We start from the raw sequence: 18169 nt of genomic DNA on the forward strand, positions 1-18169 counted from the left end.
CGGACATACTCCGTGAAAATTTTCCGACATCCCTCCCATGGCAAAGGGGCCGGGTGTGTCAGTAACCTCTCACATCATCGCACAGTCACAAACAACATTAGTTATTATATCTAATAGTTCTGCCTATTGCAAGCAAAAACGAAAAAACAATGTATCTTATTTTGAAAAGACACAATTGCACTCGCAGCTCGCGATTTATTCAAGAGAAAAGCCCCCGCACTAGGGCGGGGGCTTTTTTCAGCTCCGTTCCAATACAATGTTACTCGTTCCAGTACAATGTTGCTTTATTTAAAAGCCAAAGCCTTCTTATTTAGAGATTGTTGCTACCGCACCGGCGCCAACTGTACGTCCACCTTCACGAATAGAGAACTTAGTTCCTTCTTCGATAGCGATTGGGTTGATCAGTTGAACAGTAACTGTGATGTTGTCACCAGGCATTACCATTTCGGAACCTTCTGGCAAAGTGATGATACCAGTTACGTCAGTTGTACGGAAGTAGAACTGTGGACGGTAACCAGTGAAGAAAGGTTTGTGACGTCCACCCTCTTCTTTAGTCAAAACGTAGATTTGAGCAGAGAATTCTGTATGAGGTTTAACAGAACCTGGTTTAGCCAATACTTGGCCACGCTCGATTTGTGCACGGTCTACACCGCGAAGCAATGCGCCGATGTTATCGCCAGCTTGAGCAGAGTCAAGCAATTTACGGAACATTTCTACGCCTGTTACTACGGATTTACGGGATTCTTCTTGAATACCGATGATTTCGATTTCGTCGCCCACTTTAACAGTACCACGCTCTACACGGCCTGTAGCAACTGTACCACGACCTGTGATGGAGAATACGTCCTCGACAGGCATCAAGAAAGGCTTGTCAGTGTCGCGTTCTGGAGTTGGGATGTAAGTGTCGATTGTTTCGAACATTTCAACGATTTTCTTAGCATAGTCGCCCTCTGGGTTTTGCAGAGCTTCACGAGCGGAACCGCGAATGATTGGAGTGTCGTCGCCTGGGAAGTCATATTCGCTCAGCAAGTCACGAACTTCCATTTCAACCAGTTCCAACAACTCTTCGTCTTCAACCATGTCACATTTGTTCAGGAATACAACGATGTAAGGAACGCCTACTTGGCGGGACAACAGGATGTGCTCGCGAGTTTGCGGCATTGGGCCGTCAGCTGCGGATACAACCAGAATCGCTCCGTCCATTTGTGCAGCGCCAGTGATCATGTTTTTAACATAATCGGCGTGACCTGGGCAGTCAACGTGTGCATAGTGACGGTTAGGTGTTTCGTATTCCACGTGTGCTGTGGAGATTGTGATACCGCGTTCGCGCTCTTCTGGAGCTTTATCGATTTGGTCGAATGCTACAGCAGCACCACCGTAAGTTTTGGACAATACAGTTGTGATTGCAGCAGTCAAAGTAGTTTTACCATGATCGACGTGACCAATAGTACCGATGTTAACGTGCGGTTTGTTACGTTCAAACTTAGCCTTTGCCATTTGAACAATTCCTCCTCAATAACTTGTTTTATTTTTAGGCTGCCGGCTTTCTCTTGGAAAAACCTTGATTATACCGGTCAGCTGATACATTGTATTACTCGCCGCCTTTGGTTTTAGCAACGATCTCTTCAGCAATGCTCTTCGGAACTTCTTCATAATGAGAAAGCTCCATGGAGAACACGCCGCGTCCTTGTGTACCGGAACGAAGTGTAGTCGAGTATCCGAACATTTCGGACAAAGGCACCTTTGCACGAATGATTTGAGCTCCACTACGGGAATCCATACCTTCAATCCGGCCACGACGGGAGTTCAACATACCCATTACGTCTCCCATGTATTCCTCAGGAGCCGTTACTTCAACTTTCATAATCGGCTCAAGCAATACTGGTTTACATTTGTCTTTCGCTGCTTTCAGCGCCATTGATCCGGCAATTTTAAACGCCATTTCATTGGAATCGACATCATGGTATGATCCGTCCACGATTGTAGCTTTAACGTCCACAAGCGGAAAGCCTGCGATAACGCCGTTTTTCATTTGTTCCTCAATACCAGCAAGAGCAGGAGCGATGTACTCTCTAGGAACAGAGCCGCCGACTACCTTACTTTCGAATTGGCTACCAGTACCTGGCTCAAGCGGTTCGAACTCAACCCATACGTGACCATATTGACCACGACCACCGGATTGACGAACGAATTTACCTTCGACACGTGCTGGAGCACGGAACGTTTCACGGTAAGCAACCTGTGGTTTACCCACATTGGTTTCCACCTTAAACTCACGACGCATACGGTCGATGATGATATCAAGGTGAAGCTCACCCATACCTGCCAAGATGGTTTGGCCTGTTTCTTCGTTAGTATGAGCGCGAAGAGTTGGATCTTCTTCGGTCAATTTACCGAGGGCAACAGACATTTTATCTTGGTCGGCTTTGGTTTTAGGCTCAACCGCGATTTCGATAACCGGATCAGGGAAATTCATGGACTCAAGAATAACTGGATTCTTCTCATCACACAGTGTATCACCTGTACCTGTATCTTTCAAACCTACGGCTGCCGCAATATCACCGGAGTAAACTACAGTGATTTCTTGACGGCTGTTCGCATGCATTTGAAGAATACGTCCGATACGTTCGCGCTTGCCTTTTGTTGCATTCAATACGTATGAACCGGATTGAAGAACACCGGAGTATACGCGGAAAAATGTCAACTTACCAACGTAAGGGTCCGTCATGATTTTGAAGGCCAATGCGGAGAAAGGCTCTTCATCGGAAGAGTGACGTTCAACTTCCGTACCGTCTTCCAAATGCCCTTGAATACTTGGCACGTCAGTAGGAGCCGGCAAATAGTCGAGAACAGCATCCAACATCAGCTGAACACCTTTGTTACGGTAAGAAGATCCACAGATAACTGGGAAGATTTTAACTTCTACAACACCTTTACGGAGAGCGGCTTTAATTTCAGCAACCGAAATTTCTTCGCCTTCCAGGTATTTCATTGTCAAATCTTCGTCCAGTTCAGCAACCTTCTCAATCAATTCATTACGGAGTTCTTCAACTTTATCTTTGAATTCCGCAGGAATTTCGACTTCTTCGATATCTTGACCAAGATCATCTTTGTACATATGAGCTTTTTGTTCAACGATATCGATGATACCAGTAAAATCATTTTCTGCGCCGATTGGCAATTGAATCGCAACTGCGTTCGCTTGAAGGCGATCACGCATGTCGGAGACAACATTCAGGAAGTCGGCACCAATGATATCCATTTTGTTTACATATGCGATCCGTGGAACGCCGTAGCGATCAGCCTGTCTCCATACGGTTTCGGACTGAGGCTCAACGCCTTCTTTCGCACTGAAAACACCAACTGCTCCGTCCAATACACGAAGGGAACGTTCAACTTCAACAGTGAAGTCAACGTGCCCCGGGGTGTCGATGATATTGACGCGGTGACCTTTCCAGGCAGCGGTCGTCGCAGCGGAAGTAATCGTGATTCCGCGCTCTTGTTCTTGTTCCATCCAGTCCATTGTCGCAGCGCCTTCGTGAACTTCACCGATTTTGTGCGTACGTCCTGTGTAGAACAAGATCCGCTCTGTTGTTGTGGTTTTACCCGCGTCAATATGAGCCATGATCCCGATATTACGTGTATTCGTCAAGGAGAACTCTCTTGCCATGAAATGGGTCTCCCTTCAAAATTGAAGTTATTTTTTTGAGCTGAATCCTACCAACGATAGTGAGCAAACGCTTTGTTCGCTTCAGCCATTTTGTGCGTATCTTCGCGTTTCTTCACGGAAGCGCCTGTGTTGTTGGAAGCGTCGATAATCTCAGCTGCCAAACGCTCTTCCATAGTTTTCTCGCCGCGGTTGCGGGAGTAGTTTACGAGCCAACGTAAACCCAGGGAAGTACGTCTTTCTGGTTTTACCTCGATTGGTACTTGGTAGTTGGCACCGCCGACACGGCGTGCTTTAACTTCCAGGACTGGCATGATATTCTTAATAGCTGCTTCAAAAACTTCCATCGGGTCATTCCCCGTACGTTCTTGGATAAGCTTGAACGCATTGTACAGAATGCTTTGAGCAACGCCTCGTTTTCCGTCGAGCATGATGCGGTTGATCAGGCGGGTAACCAACTTGCTGTTATATACCGGATCTGGCAACACGTCTCTTTTGGTAACTGGACCTTTGCGTGGCATGGATATCCCCCTTTCTTACATGTTAAACCGATTTATTCGGTTTATATTCATTAGGATTTTTTAGCTTTAGGGCGTTTTGCGCCGTATTTGGAACGAGCTTGCATGCGGTTGTTTACGCCTGCAGTATCCAAAGCACCGCGAACGATATGGTAACGTACACCTGGAAGGTCTTTTACACGACCCCCGCGAATCAGCACTACGCTGTGTTCTTGCAGGTTGTGTCCGATACCCGGAATGTAAGCAGTCACCTCTACACGGTTCGTCAAACGAACACGAGCATATTTACGAAGTGCGGAGTTTGGTTTTTTGGGAGTCATAGTACCTACACGAGTGCATACTCCGCGTTTTTGCGGGGCACTGATGTCGGTAGCTTCACGTTTCAAGGCGTTAAAACCTTTTTGCAAAGCCGGTGATTTCGATTTCTCGATTTTGGCTTGACGTCCTTTACGAACCAGTTGGTTAATAGTTGGCATTGTGGTTGCCACCCCCTTCCTCAATTTTTACTGTTGCTTCACAAACCATTTCTAAGCCCACAGACCCAGGCGGTTCATAAAAGAACAAATGAAAAGTCTTTGCCGCCAAGAATTCATTCTCTTAGACAAAAACGTTCCTTACCCTATTGTTTTACGATAGCAGCCATAGCGGCTCCCACTTCAATCCCACATGCAGCTCCGAGATTTTTCATTGTATCTACAAGAGTCACTTTGACTCCTTGCTTGTTGCACAAAGCAATGATGTTGGAAGTGAGACGTGGATCTGCGTCTTCTGCCACATATACTTCAGAGGCGAAGCCCAATTCGACCATACGTATGGTTTGTTTGGTACCGATTTTGACATGAGCATCTTGCAGTCCCTGTTCTTTAGACATATCTCATTCCTCCGAAAAGACACAATAGCATATAGGCTGCTCACGCACCTTTGCTATATTAGCATTGACTATAAGCAATGTCAAGACAATTATCGACTATAGTTTGCTTAACAAAGCAATACAATAAATTTCATTTCAAGAAAAAGCGCCGGAACACCGTCTGATAGAGCATAATCTAAAAGCTCCACCAGAGAACGATGTTCCGGGCCCATCATGCCATTTGTTAACGTTATATTACTCGGCCGAAATCGGTTCGAGTTCTTCGGACGAGGATTGCTCCCCTTCCGGTTGGGCAAATTTCACACTGCGGTAACGGTTCATTCCTGTACCTGCAGGGATCAACTTACCAATAATAACGTTCTCTTTCAGACCAAGCAACTGATCGACTTTGCCTTTTATAGCTGCATCGGTCAGCACGCGTGTGGTCTCTTGGAAGGAAGCTGCTGACAAGAAGGAGTCAGTTTCCAGAGATGCCTTGGTGATACCAAGCAGAACCGGTTTGGCTACCGCTGGCTCTTGGCCACTGAGAATTGCTGTCTTGTTCGCATTTTCATACTCGTGCACATCAACAAAGGAGCCTGGAAGCAGCGTGGTATTCCCCGCATCAAGGATACGGATTTTACGCAACATTTGACGAATCATAACTTCCACGTGCTTATCATTGATTTCTACGCCCTGATTCCGATATACGCGTTGAACTTCCTGAAGGATATAGTTCTGTACCCCGCGAATACCTTTAATGCGCAGCATTTCTTTAGGGTCGATTGAACCGTCTGTCAGTTCATCCCCGGCTTCAACAGTCATGCCTTCGCTTACGCGCAGACGAGAACCATACGTAACCGAATAAGTTTTCGTTTCAGCTTCACCCTGAATATCGATCTCACGGCGATCTTTACCTTCACGAATTTCTTTAACTGTACCGTCAATTTCACTGATGGTTGCCTGACCTTTAGGATTACGTGCTTCGAAAAGCTCCTGAATACGCGGCAAACCTTGTGTAATATCGTCGCCCGCTACACCGCCTGTGTGGAATGTACGCATTGTAAGCTGGGTTCCTGGTTCACCGATGGATTGTGCCGCGATAATACCAACTGCTTCACCAATCTCAACGTGTTTGCCAGTAGCCAGATTGCGACCGTAGCATTTCTTGCAGACGCCATGTTTGGCACGACAGCTCAGTACTGAACGAATTTGAAGCTTTTGTACACCAGCTTTAACAATTGCTTCCGCTTTGTCGGAATCGATCAATTCGTTACGGCCAGCCAAAATCTCGCCAGTCTCCGGATGACGTACCGTTTCAAAGCAATAGCGACCTTCCAGACGGTCATACAGATCCTCAATAACTTCTTTACCGTCCTGAATACGGCTTACTGTAAAGCCTTTGTCCGTTCCGCAATCTTCTTCACGCACGATAACATCCTGCGCCACATCGACAAGACGACGTGTCAGGTAACCTGAGTCAGCCGTACGAAGCGCTGTATCCGCCAAACCTTTACGCGCTCCGTGAGTGGAGATGAAGTACTCGAGTACTGTCAAACCTTCACGGAAGTTCGATTTAATTGGGAGCTCGATAATACGACCGGATGGATTCGCCATCAGACCACGCATACCGCCGAGCTGGGTAATCTGTGATTTGTTACCCCGCGCTTTGGAGTCTACCATCATCATGATGGAGTTATAGCGATCCATGGACTTCATCAGCACTTCGGTAATATCATCTTTCGCTTTGGACCAAATATCAATAATCCGGTCATAGCGTTCCTCGTTCGTAATCAGACCACGACGGTATTGATTCGTTACGACTTGCGCTTTGTCCTCAGAACCTTTAAGAATTCCTTGTTTTTCCACCGGCACGATAACGTCCGACACAGCAACAGTTACACCTGAACGAGTAGAATACGTAAAGCCAAGCTGTTTGATTTTATCCAAAATCACAGCTGTTTCTGTTGTATGGTAAGTTTCAAAGCAACGGGCAATAATGTTACCAAGGTAATCCTTACCTACCCCGTTAGCTTGCGGAGCATTTTGAATCGCTTCTGTAAGGTTTACACCCTTTTCGTAAACAAAGAACTCCTCAGCAGTACCATAAAGCAGGTTAGCACGGGTAGCATCATTGATGTACGGGAAGCTGGCCGGAAAAATTTCATTAAAGATAATTTTACCAACCGTAGTGATCAGCATCGCATCCTGTTGTTTTTCCGTAAAGCTCGTTTTATTCAAAGCTTTAACCGGAATAGCTACACGAGCATGAAGACCCGCTGTACCGCGCTGGTAAGCCGATATAGCCTCGTTCATATTGCGAAGGATCATGTTGCTGCCTTCTTCTTCTTTGTTATCCATAGTCAGATAGAAAGAACCAAGGACCATATCCTGGGAAGGAGTAACAACAGGTTTGCCGTCTTTCGGATTCAAAATGTTACCGGATGCCAGCATGAGCAAACGAGCTTCTGCTTGGGCTTCCGCAGACAATGGAACGTGAACCGCCATTTGGTCACCGTCAAAGTCGGCATTATATGCCGTACATACGAGCGGATGCAAACGGATTGCACGACCTTCAACCAAAATCGGTTCAAACGCCTGAATACCGAGTCTATGCAGCGTAGGGGCACGGTTCAGAAGAACCGGATGCTCCCTGATTACTTCTTCGAGCACATCCCATACTTCTGCGCTCACGCGCTCTACTTTACGTTTCGCGCTCTTAATGTTGTGTGCAAGACCTTTGTTCACAAGTTCTTTCATGACAAAAGGTTTGAACAGTTCCAATGCCATTTCTTTCGGCAAACCGCATTGGTACATTTTCAAGTACGGACCTACAACGATAACGGAACGACCGGAGTAGTCAACACGTTTTCCGAGCAAGTTTTGACGGAAGCGTCCTTGTTTACCTTTCAGCATATGGCTGAGGGATTTCAAAGGACGGTTACCCGGACCTGTAACAGGGCGGCCACGACGACCATTATCGATCAGGGCGTCAACAGCTTCCTGCAGCATCCGTTTTTCATTTTGTACGATAATATCCGGAGCACCCAGATCTAGCAGGCGTTTCAGACGGTTGTTACGGTTAATAACACGGCGGTACAAGTCATTCAAGTCAGAGGTAGCAAAACGTCCACCATCCAGCTGTACCATCGGACGAAGCTCCGGAGGAATAACAGGCAGCACGTCCATGATCATCCAGTCCGGCTGGTTGCCGGAGTTACGGAACGCCTCAATTACTTCAAGACGCTTGATCGCACGGTTGCGGCGTTGTCCTTGAGCTGTACGCAGCTCTTCTTTCAGGAATTCCAGTTCTTTGTCTATATCCAAATCTTGAAGGAGCTTCTTAACCGCTTCAGCACCCATACCTGCCTGGAATCCGTAGCCGTATTTTTCACGGTAGCTGCGGTATTCTTTCTCGGACAGGAGTTGCTTTTTCTCCAATGGCGTATCTCCTGGATCAGTTACAACATAAGATGCGAAGTAAATGATCTCTTCCAGAGATCTTGGAGACATATCAAGAGCAAGACCCATACGGCTCGGGATGCCTTTAAAGTACCAAATATGCGATACAGGGGCAGCCAGCTCGATGTGACCCATACGCTCACGACGAACCTTAGCGCGGGTAACCTCTACACCACAACGGTCACAGACAACACCTTTATAGCGCACGCGCTTGTACTTACCGCAATGACATTCCCAGTCTTTCGTAGGTCCGAAAATTTTCTCGCAAAATAGTCCTTCTTTTTCCGGTTTAAGCGTACGATAGTTAATCGTCTCCGGTTTTTTGACTTCTCCGCGGGACCAAGAACGAATCTTTTCGGGGGAAGCAAGCCCGATTTTCATATATTCGAAATTGTTAACGTCCAACAAGGAGCAACCCTCCTTAACCAAATCCTGAGTTTTTAGGTTTGATACCGCCCGGCAGCACCGGGCGGTATCAAGAAGCCCGATCCATCCTGTAGAAAATGGATCGAGGCATATAACAAAGCTGATATGATTCAGTCAGCAGACAGACTACTCTACGCCAACCTCAGAGCCTTCCAGATTCAAACTCAGCTTGTCGCTGGTTGTATCATCTTCATCATCAAGCTCTCTCATTTCGATCTCTTGTTCGTCTCCGGACAGAATCTTCACGTCCATACCCAAGCTTTGCAGCTCTTTGATCAAGACCTTGAATGATTCAGGCACACCCGGTTCAGGTACATTTTCACCTTTGACGATGGATTCGTATGTTTTAACACGTCCAACCACATCATCGGATTTGACAGTCAAAATTTCCTGAAGCGTGTAAGCCGCGCCGTAGGCTTCCAGTGCCCATACTTCCATCTCCCCGAAGCGCTGACCACCGAATTGAGCTTTACCACCCAACGGCTGTTGCGTAACGAGAGAGTAAGGACCTGTAGAACGAGCATGGATTTTATCGTCAACCATGTGCGCCAGTTTGATCATGTGCATGACACCGACAGTAACTTCACGTTCAAAACGATCACCGGTACGTCCGTCATACAACACCGTCTTACCATTGCGCTGCATGCCTGCCTCTTCCATCGTATCGAACACGTCATACTCCTTGGCACCATCAAATACAGGCGTTGCCACATGAATACCAAGGCGCATTGCAGCCATACCCAGATGAATTTCAAGCACCTGTCCGATGTTCATCCGTGAAGGTACCCCCAGCGGGTTCAGAACGACTTGTACTGGTGTACCGTCCGGCAGGAACGGCATATCTTCTTCAGGCAAAATACGGGCAACGACACCCTTGTTACCGTGACGTCCGGCCATTTTATCGCCTTCGGAAATTTTGCGTTTTTGAGCAATGTATACACGAACCAGTTGGTTCACGCCTGGTGGCAGTTCGTCGCCATTCTCACGTGTAAATACTTTGACGTCCACAACAATCCCGTCTGTTCCGTGAGGAACTCTCAAAGAAGTGTCGCGAACCTCGCGTGCCTTCTCACCAAAGATCGCATGCAAAAGGCGTTCTTCGGCTGTCAGCTCCGTCACACCCTTAGGCGTTACTTTACCAACGAGAATGTCACCTGCGCCGATTTCGGCACCAATGCGGATAATTCCACGCTCATCCAAATTACGGAGCGCTTCTTCACCGACATTCGGAATATCACGGGTGATTTCTTCCGGTCCAAGCTTCGTGTCGCGGGCTTCGGATTCGTATTCCTCAATATGAATGGAGGTGTATACGTCTTCCTTTACCAGCTTCTCACTCAGCAGGATCGCATCCTCGTAGTTGTAACCTTCCCAAGTCATGAAGGCAACGACAACGTTACGTCCCAATGCCAGCTCGCCCATCTCTGTGGAAGGACCATCTGCGAGAATATCGCCAGCTTTCACCACATCGCCTCTATTGACGATTGGACGTTGGTTAATGCATGTTCCTTGGTTTGAACGCATAAATTTGTGTAATTTATACTTAATTATGTCGCCCTTCACTTCAGAACCATCTACTGTTTCGATGCGACGCAGCCAAATTTCGTTAGCTGAAGAACGTTCGATTACACCGTCGTATTTGGATACAATACATACCCCGGAATCTTTCGCAGCCTTATGCTCCATTCCTGTTCCGACCAAAGGAGACTTCGGAATCAACAAAGGAACGGCCTGCCGTTGCATATTGGAACCCATCAACGCACGGTTCGAGTCATCGTTCTCCAAGAACGGAATCAGTGCAGTTGCCACTGACACGACCTGCTTAGGCGAAACGTCCATATAGTCAACACGGCTACTTGCCATTGGAATGATGTTATCAGACTGCTTGTTGTAACGGACAATGACAACTTCTTCCTTAAAAGTGCTGTCCTCTGTCAGTTCCTCATTTGCCTGGGCTACGATGTAGTTATCTTCTTCATCAGCCGTCAGGTAATCAATTTGGTCTGTAACTTTTCCGGTTTTCGGATCTACCCAACGATAAGGAGCTTCGATAAATCCGTACTCGTTGATACGTGCGAAGGTAGACAAGGAGTTGATCAAACCAATGTTTGGTCCCTCTGGTGTCTCGATAGGACACATACGACCGTAGTGACTCGGATGGACGTCACGTACTTCCATGCCTGCGCGTTCACGTGTCAAACCGCCGGGTCCGAGTGCGGACAAACGGCGTTTGTGTGTCAATTCAGCAAGTGGATTCGTCTGATCCATAAACTGGGACAGCTGGGAGCTACCAAAGAACTCCTTGATCGAAGCAATTACCGGACGTATGTTAATCAGTGCCTGTGGCGTAATCACATTAGCATCCTGAATCGACATTCTTTCGCGCACCACGCGTTCCATACGGGATAAACCGATACGGAACTGGTTCTGGAGCAATTCACCGACAGAGCGCAAACGACGGTTGCCCAAATGGTCAATATCGTCCGTGCTTCCGATTCCGTGAAGTAAGTTAATAAAATAACTGATGGAGGAAATAATATCGGCAGGCGTAATATTTTTAACCGATTTATCAATATTTCCGTTGGCAATCAGTTTTACAACTTTACCATCCTCAATCGGCGAGAATATATCGATCGTTTGAAGAGGAATATCGTTGCTTTCCAGCACGCCAGTAGCAACATGATACGTACGGTGTCCTACCGATTCCTCAAGCTGGGCCAAAATCTCGTCCAACAGGCGGCGATCCACCATTTGTCCTGCTTCAGCGATGATTTCGCCGGTTGTCGTATCAATCAAAGTCTCAGCAAGCCGTTGATTGAACAGTCGGTTTTTGATATGAAGCTTTTTATTGATTTTGTAACGGCCTACGTTGGCCAGATCATAACGTTTTGGATCAAAGAAACGTGCAACGAGCAAGCTCTTTGCATTATCCAGTGTAGGTGGCTCACCCGGACGAAGACGCTCATAAATCTCAATCAGCGCTTTTTCCGTAGAGTCCGTGTTGTCTTTATCAAGAGTATTACGGATATATTCGTCATTGCCGAGCAAATCCAGAATCTCAGCATCAGTGCCAAAGCCAAGCGCACGCAGCAACACCGTAACCGGAATTTTACGGGTACGGTCAATCCGGACATAGATAATGTCCTTCGCATCCATCTCCAGTTCGAGCCAAGCCCCCCGGTTAGGAATTACCGTTGCGGTGTATGTTGTTTTCGCATTCTTGTCGACTTTTGTGCTGAAATAGACGCTGGGAGAGCGAACCAACTGGCTGACAATAACCCGTTCCGCACCGTTAATAATAAACGTACCCGTATCAGTCATCAGCGGGAAGTCTCCCATGAATACTTCCTGCTCTTTCACTTCCCCGGTCTCTTTATTAATAAGCCGGACTTTTACCCGAAGCGGTGCTGCATACGTTACGTCGCGTTCCTTTGCGTCGTCAACGGTATATTTGGGTTCTCCGAGAGAATAATCGATAAACTCCAAAATCAGATTTCCTGTGAAATCCTGAATTGGCGAAATATCCCGAAACATTTCCCGCAATCCTTCCTCCAAAAACCAATCATAGGATTTTTGCTGGATCTCAATCAGGTTCGGAACCTCGAGTACCTCGTTAATACGTGCATAACTGCGCCGAGTGCGTCGACCATATTGAACAAGATGTCCTGCCAACTTAAACTCACCCCTCATGTCTACTCACTTTAAAAATTCATTGCGAACCTTTGTTTGTGACCTTATAATAAGACACAGACAGAAGATTCAATCCACAAATACAGAAAAGCCCTTACTCGAATGCATTCGAAAAAAGAGCGACGTATCTGCAGAATCCTCTTACCGGAAGATCTTCATCACTTGTAGATTTGCCCAAAATGATTGTATTATACGTAATAGGTATAAATACTATACCCTTCTACGCATAAATCTATTGACATTTCAACAAACTAAAGCCATGGAGGGCATCCTAATACTGACATTTTATAATAATATCACAGACCAGGATTCAAGTCAATGGTCCTATTGCATTTTTCTAAAACTTTTTTTCGCCTTCAAAATACGGTAACCTTTATCCTTCGTAACTTCCTCCACACGTCCGAAAAGGCTCTCAATTTTAGCGCTTGCCGAAGGGGCACCCTGCTTTTTCTGAATAACCACCCACAAAGTTCCACCTTCATTTAAATGTTCATAAGCAAGCTCAAAAATGGTATGAACCGTTTCCTTACCCGCACGTATAGGGGGATTCGTTAGAATCACGTCAAAACGATCATCTTTCACTTGCTCAAACAGATCGCTTTGCTTTATGGTCACATTGGTAATCCCATTCCGTTCGGCATTCTCTATTGCCAGTTGAACGGCTCGCTCGTTAATATCTACCATTGTAACGTGACCATTCGGTACAAGCGTCGCTGCCGTCAAACCAATCGGTCCATAGCCGCACCCTACATCCAGCACCGAAGCCTGTGCTGGAAGCTGCATCGCCTCAATTAACACACGGCTACCGTAATCAATTCCCTGCTTGGAGAAAACGCCTGAATCGCTGGCAAAACGGTATGTCCGCCCCCGCAGCTCTGTTTCGAGGCTCCGCCGTTCATGCGCCGTTTCTGGCCGTTTGGAGTAATAATGATCAGACATTCATGACCACCTCCTTTGGTTGGTAATACCATCATAGCCTTCACTATTACGTTCCAGACATGCTTGTACTGCCGATTTACAGCAACAAACCCCTTGAAGATCACCTCAAGGGGTTTGTTTTAGTGCATTGTCTGCTAGATAGCAGTCAATTATTTCACTTCTACGGAAGCGCCTGCTTCTTCCAATTTTGCTTTCAAGGAATCAGCTTCTTCTTTCGCGATTTTTTCTTTCAGTGGTTTTGGAGCGTTGTCAACCAGTTCTTTTGCTTCTTTCAGGCCAAGACCTGTGATTTCGCGAACTGCTTTGATAACGTTGATTTTGGAAGCGCCAGCGCTTGTCAAAATTACGTCGAACTCGGATTGCTCAGCTTCTGCTGCGCCACCTGCTGCGCCGCCTGCTACAGCTACTGGAGCTGCTGCAGTTACGCCGAATTCTTCTTCGATTGCTTTCACGAGATCGTTCAGTTCCAATACGGACATACCTTTAATCGCTTCCAAGATTTGCTCTTTACTCATGGTTGAACCTCCATTTAAATTCTTATTTTTTTGTTTTCAATCTGCTATACAGCAGCTTTAATCCCTAACTTATGCACTTTGCTCTTCTTTTTCTGCAACAGCTTTAACTGCAAGCGCGAAGTTGCGCACAGGAGCTTGAAGCACGCTGAGGAGCATGGAAAGGAGACCTTCGCGGGATGGCAGTTCTGCCAGCGCTTTAATTTCCTCAACACCGATAACACGGCCTTCTACAACTGCACCTTTTAGTTCCAGCGCAGTGTTTTTCTTAGCGAAATCATTCAAGATTTTAGCTGCAGACACTGCATCATCTTTGCCGAACGCGATTGCAGTAGGACCTGTCAATACTGCGTCCAGTTCAGTCAATTCTGCTGCCGCAGTTGCACGACGAAGCAGCGTGTTTTTCAGCACTTGAAATTCGATTCCTGCTTCGCGAAGCTGCTTACGCAGCTCAGTTACTTGGGCAACATTCAGACCGCGATAGTCAGCAACCACAGTCGTTACGCTCTCGCGCAATTTTGCAGCTACAACTTCAACAGCTTCTTGTTTTGCTTGAATCACTTTTGCATTTGCCAAACTGTACACCTCCTGATCAATTTATCCGCTCTGCTCGACCAACCTATCCGGTGGTCGTCCAAAGCTACCTTCATGAGCATGAAAAAAGCCTCCGTAGAGTACGAAGGCTTGATAAATCTACATGGACGAGACGAGCCCGTCACATGAAACGTTCTATCATAACACCTCGGTAGGAAATTAAGCCCGAAGGCACCTACTGTCTACGGTAAGCATATTCAACTTTAATGGTCAGTCACACGGACTTACAACTTTTACAGAATAACAAAATCAATTGAACGTGTCAATCAAAATATTATTTGTAAACAGATGCGTTCACACGAGCACTTGGTCCCATAGTCGAAGAAATAGCGATGTTTTTCAGGTATACACCTTTAGCAGCCGCTGGCTTCGCACGGTTCAAGGCTTCGATCAAAGCTTTAAGATTCTCGTTCAGTTGTTCAGCACTGAAGGAAGCTTTGCCGATTGGCGCATGAATTTGACCTGCTTTGTCGAGACGGTATTCGATTTTACCGGCTTTAATTTCTTGAACAGCCTTGGCAACGTCGAAAGTAACTGTGCCTGCTTTAGGGTTTGGCATTAAGCCTTTACCACCGAGCAAACGACCCAGTTTACCAACCTCACTCATCATATCAGGTGTCGCAACGCAGACGTCGAATTCGAACCAGCCTTGTTGAATTTTGTTGATCATATCTTGATCGCCAACAAAATCAGCGCCAGCCGCTTCGGCTTCTTTCACTTTGTCACCTTTTGCAAATACCAGAACACGTTGTGTTTTACCCGTACCATGCGGCAGGACAACAACACCACGAACAGCCTGGTCTTGTTTACGGGAATCTACGCCCAGACGGACTGCTGCTTCAACAGTTTCGTCAAATTTAGCAGTTGCGCCTTTTTTCACCAATTCAACGGCTTCCAAAGGCTCATAAGTCGCTTCGCTGTCGATCAGCTTAGCGGCTTCCAAGTACTTCTTACCATGTTTAGCCATAATCTTTTCCTCCTTATGTGGTATTAGCGGATATTCCTCCCACACTTGCCGGACAGTCAAACTGCCGGCACACGAAGACTAATAAAAATTAGTCTACGATGGTGATACCCATGCTGCGAGCAGTACCTTCAACCATACGCATTGCCGATTCTACGGAAGCTGCGTTAAGGTCAGGCATTTTTTGCTCAGCAATTTGACGAACGGTAGCGCGATTTACAGTTGCAACTTTCGTTTTGTTCGGTTCACCGGAACCTTTTTCGATTTTAGCAGCAACTTTCAACAGCACAGCAGCCGGTGGAGTTTTGGTGATGAACGTAAAAGAACGATCTTCAAACACCGAAATTTCAACCGGGATGATCAGGCCTGCTTGATCAGCAGTACGAGCATTGAACTCTTTACAGAATGCCATGATGTTGACACCTGCTTGACCCAAAGCTGGACCTACTGGAGGCGCTGGATTAGCTTTACCTGCAGGGATCTGCAGTTTTACCATTTTGATTACCTTTTTTGCCACGGATGACACCTCCTTGACTCAATAGTGGTAGACGGACCTAATGATCCTCCCACAAGAAACCTGTAAGAAAAATCTATATTTTCTCCACCTGAGTATAATCCAACTCAAGCGGGGTTTCCCGTCCAAACATGTTGACGTGAACCTTAAGCTTGCTCTTCTCAACCAAAATTTCTTCCACGGAGCCCACAAAATTCGCAAAAGGACCAACTTTAATTCGCACGGATTCCTTAACATCGAATTCGATCTTCGGTTTCGGCTCTACCATGCCCATATGCTTCAGAATCTGTTCAACTTCTTCTGGAAGCAAAGCTGTCGGTTTGGAACCCGAGCCTGTTGATCCTACAAATCCCGTAACACCTGGTGTGTTGCGCACAACATACCAAGAGTCGTCAGTTTGAACCATTTCGACCAAGACATAACCAGGGTAAACTTTACGCATAACGGTCTTTTTCTTACCGTCCTTGGTTACCAGTTCTTCTTCCATTGGAACAAGAACGCGGAAAATCTTGTCCTCCATGCCCATGGACTCAACGCGTTTCTCCAAATTGGCTTTGACTTTGTTCTCATACCCTGAATAGGTATGAACGACGTACCATCTTTTTTCCATATCAAGCCACCTGGAACCCTTCCTAGATAATCGCTTCGATCGCAGCGGAAATGCCGATATCGAGAACCCAAAAATAAATCGTGACAAACGCAATCGTCCCAATGACAATCAGCGTATAGTTGGTCAGTTCTTTACGATTGGGCCAGCGAACCTTCTTGAGTTCAGCCCAGCTTTCAGAGAAAAAGGAAAACAGAGACTTGAAACTGCGTTTCACGCCGACTACACCTCCAAAAACTATCTAGTTTCCCGATGAGAAGTCTGTTCGTTACAGGACTTACAGAATTTCTTCATCTCCATGCGGTCGGGGTGATTACGCTTGTTTTTCGTCGTTGTGTAATTTCTTTGTTTGCATGTTGTACAAGCCAAAGTAATAATTACCCGCATGATGTGCACCTCCCGAAGACATCCAACACCGGAAGTCTCATAATTGATCCTAAAAAAAACCGCGAATTTAGGCCTACCTAAAACACTTTATCACACGCGGTTTTGCATGTCAACGAATGTTTGCATACATTTCGCAGTCCCGGCTGTGGTGCATTTTAACATCTGTTCATCCTTTAAAAGTCATCTCTGAAAAACCTCTCCAAGATCCATGCGATATCTATTATTTGTCTTTTTCAGTATAAATCATTCTTAACACATATAAACCTGCATATCCTGCCCTTAACGAATAAAAAAAGACTCAGACTCGAGCCTTTTCCCTGCCAGCCTCTACTTTCAGCTATCCCTTACTTCCAAATACTTTTCAAGTTTGCGCTTGACCCGTTGCAGCGCATTATCAATAGATTTCACGTGGCGGTCAAGGTCCTCGGCAATTTCCTGATATGAACGTCCGTCCAGATACAGCATAAGTACCTTCCGTTCCAGCTCGCTCAGAATCTCGGACATCTTGTCCTCAAGGCCCACAAACTCTTCCTGATTGATAATCAGCTCTTCAGGATCACTTACCTGTGTTCCGCAAATCACGTCCAGTAACGTTCGATCCGACTCTTCATCATAAATGGGCTTGTCCAGAGATACGTAGGAATTCAGAGGAATGTGCTTTTGTCGTGTAGCTGTCTTGATTGCCGTAATAATCTGTCTTGTAATGCACAGCTCGGCAAAGCCCTTGAACGAAGCAAACTTGTCTCCCTTAAAATCACGAATAGATTTGTAGAGACCAATCATGCCCTCCTGAATAATATCCTCGCGATCAGCGCCGATCAGGAAGTAGGATCTGGCCTTGGCCCGCACGAAGTTCCGATATTTATTAATCAGAAACTCCAGTGCCTCCCCATCACCTTCATGGACTGCTCCGACAATGTCTTCATCATTTTTGTAATCAAACTTTGACAACATGATATCCTTGAGGTCCACACTCACTAACAATCCCTCCGGCTGCAACGCAAGATACCCGTTACTCTCTCAAATATACGACAAGTAT

At 46.3% G+C, this 18169-nt stretch carries 16 protein-coding genes and 1 other annotated feature; all 16 genes read right to left on the reverse strand.

From position 1 onward, the window contains the following. Positions 1 to 306: 306 nt before the first annotated feature. Positions 307 to 1497 carry an elongation factor Tu gene (gene tuf, locus ABIA61_RS25410; protein ID WP_028542619.1) on the reverse strand — a complete coding sequence of 397 codons (1191 nt, stop codon included), beginning with the start codon at positions 1495 to 1497 and terminating at the stop codon, positions 307 to 309. Between the two features lie 94 nt (positions 1498 to 1591). Then, positions 1592 to 3670 (reverse strand): elongation factor G, encoded by a 2079-nt coding sequence (fusA, locus tag ABIA61_RS25415; RefSeq protein ID WP_283653466.1) that lies wholly within the window; start codon positions 3668 to 3670, stop codon positions 1592 to 1594. A 47-nt stretch (positions 3671 to 3717) separates the two neighbouring features. Continuing rightward, complete coding sequence (rpsG, locus tag ABIA61_RS25420; protein ID WP_007432586.1) at positions 3718 to 4188, reverse strand: 30S ribosomal protein S7; 471 nt, start codon at positions 4186 to 4188, stop codon at positions 3718 to 3720. A gap of 50 nt (positions 4189 to 4238) precedes the next feature. Continuing rightward, a complete protein-coding gene (rpsL, locus tag ABIA61_RS25425; RefSeq protein WP_007432587.1) occupies positions 4239 to 4661 on the reverse strand; it encodes a 30S ribosomal protein S12 in 423 nt (140 codons plus the stop codon). A 143-nt stretch (positions 4662 to 4804) separates the two neighbouring features. Further along, positions 4805 to 5056, reverse strand: coding sequence for a ribosomal L7Ae/L30e/S12e/Gadd45 family protein (locus ABIA61_RS25430; protein WP_014278316.1), 252 nt, complete (start codon positions 5054 to 5056; stop codon positions 4805 to 4807). Positions 5057 to 5290: 234 nt separating this feature from the next. Continuing rightward, positions 5291 to 8905: a DNA-directed RNA polymerase subunit beta' gene (gene rpoC, locus ABIA61_RS25435; protein ID WP_044647203.1), complete on the reverse strand. Its 3615-nt coding sequence runs from the start codon at positions 8903 to 8905 to the stop codon at positions 5291 to 5293. Positions 8906 to 9049: 144 nt separating this feature from the next. After that, on the reverse strand, positions 9050 to 12595 hold the full coding sequence (gene rpoB / locus ABIA61_RS25440) for a DNA-directed RNA polymerase subunit beta (protein WP_044647202.1): 3546 nt from the start codon (positions 12593 to 12595) through the stop codon (positions 9050 to 9052). 342 nt (positions 12596 to 12937) lie between these two features. Then, complete coding sequence (locus ABIA61_RS25445; RefSeq protein WP_283657362.1) at positions 12938 to 13552, reverse strand: class I SAM-dependent methyltransferase; 615 nt, start codon at positions 13550 to 13552, stop codon at positions 12938 to 12940. 149 nt (positions 13553 to 13701) lie between these two features. Continuing rightward, positions 13702 to 14067, reverse strand: a complete 366-nt coding sequence (gene rplL / locus ABIA61_RS25450; RefSeq protein WP_025685943.1) for a 50S ribosomal protein L7/L12 — start codon at positions 14065 to 14067, stop codon at positions 13702 to 13704. 69 nt (positions 14068 to 14136) lie between these two features. Next, positions 14137 to 14640 (reverse strand): 50S ribosomal protein L10, encoded by a 504-nt coding sequence (rplJ, locus tag ABIA61_RS25455; protein ID WP_134912299.1) that lies wholly within the window; start codon positions 14638 to 14640, stop codon positions 14137 to 14139. Between the two features lie 72 nt (positions 14641 to 14712). After that, positions 14713 to 14864 (reverse strand) — a sequence feature (ribosomal protein L10 leader region). Positions 14865 to 14932: 68 nt separating this feature from the next. Next, the gene (gene rplA / locus ABIA61_RS25460; protein WP_014278322.1) at positions 14933 to 15625 is read right to left on the reverse strand and encodes a 50S ribosomal protein L1; all 693 of its coding nucleotides are present in this window, start codon (positions 15623 to 15625) and stop codon (positions 14933 to 14935) included. An 88-nt stretch (positions 15626 to 15713) separates the two neighbouring features. Further along, the gene (rplK, locus tag ABIA61_RS25465; protein WP_014278323.1) at positions 15714 to 16139 is read right to left on the reverse strand and encodes a 50S ribosomal protein L11; all 426 of its coding nucleotides are present in this window, start codon (positions 16137 to 16139) and stop codon (positions 15714 to 15716) included. Positions 16140 to 16212: 73 nt separating this feature from the next. After that, entirely contained in the window at positions 16213 to 16746 is a 534-nt protein-coding gene (gene nusG, locus ABIA61_RS25470) for a transcription termination/antitermination protein NusG (protein ID WP_014278324.1), read from the reverse strand. Between the two features lie 22 nt (positions 16747 to 16768). Beyond that, positions 16769 to 16960 carry a preprotein translocase subunit SecE gene (gene secE, locus ABIA61_RS25475; protein WP_044647199.1) on the reverse strand — a complete coding sequence of 64 codons (192 nt, stop codon included), beginning with the start codon at positions 16958 to 16960 and terminating at the stop codon, positions 16769 to 16771. 20 nt (positions 16961 to 16980) lie between these two features. Then, a complete protein-coding gene (gene rpmG, locus ABIA61_RS25480) occupies positions 16981 to 17130 on the reverse strand; it encodes a 50S ribosomal protein L33 (RefSeq protein WP_023990562.1) in 150 nt (49 codons plus the stop codon). 333 nt (positions 17131 to 17463) lie between these two features. After that, positions 17464 to 18108 carry an RNA polymerase sporulation sigma factor SigH gene (sigH, locus tag ABIA61_RS25485; RefSeq protein WP_014278325.1) on the reverse strand — a complete coding sequence of 215 codons (645 nt, stop codon included), beginning with the start codon at positions 18106 to 18108 and terminating at the stop codon, positions 17464 to 17466. Positions 18109 to 18169: the final 61 nt, after the last annotated feature.

The sequence above is a fragment of the Paenibacillus sp. RC21 genome, assembly GCF_044907935.1.
In the GTDB taxonomy this organism is placed as follows: domain Bacteria; phylum Bacillota; class Bacilli; order Paenibacillales; family Paenibacillaceae; genus Paenibacillus; species Paenibacillus terrae_A.

Excerpts from the sequence above, each read along its gene's own strand:
- tuf (WP_028542619.1), bottom strand. The coding sequence starts at position 1,497 with ATGGCAAAGGCTAAGTTTGAACGTAACAAACCGCACGTTAACATCGGT.
- fusA (WP_283653466.1), bottom strand. The coding sequence starts at position 3,670 with ATGGCAAGAGAGTTCTCCTTGACGAATACACGTAATATCGGGATCATG.
- rpsG (WP_007432586.1), bottom strand. The coding sequence starts at position 4,188 with ATGCCACGCAAAGGTCCAGTTACCAAAAGAGACGTGTTGCCAGATCCG.
- rpsL (WP_007432587.1), bottom strand. The coding sequence starts at position 4,661 with ATGCCAACTATTAACCAACTGGTTCGTAAAGGACGTCAAGCCAAAATC.
- ABIA61_RS25430 (WP_014278316.1), bottom strand. The coding sequence starts at position 5,056 with ATGTCTAAAGAACAGGGACTGCAAGATGCTCATGTCAAAATCGGTACC.
- ABIA61_RS25445 (WP_283657362.1), bottom strand. The coding sequence starts at position 13,552 with ATGTCTGATCATTATTACTCCAAACGGCCAGAAACGGCGCATGAACGG.
- rplL (WP_025685943.1), bottom strand. The coding sequence starts at position 14,067 with ATGAGTAAAGAGCAAATCTTGGAAGCGATTAAAGGTATGTCCGTATTG.
- rplA (WP_014278322.1), bottom strand. The coding sequence starts at position 15,625 with ATGGCTAAACATGGTAAGAAGTACTTGGAAGCCGCTAAGCTGATCGAC.
- nusG (WP_014278324.1), bottom strand. The coding sequence starts at position 16,746 with ATGGAAAAAAGATGGTACGTCGTTCATACCTATTCAGGGTATGAGAAC.
- rpmG (WP_023990562.1), bottom strand. The coding sequence starts at position 17,130 with ATGCGGGTAATTATTACTTTGGCTTGTACAACATGCAAACAAAGAAAT.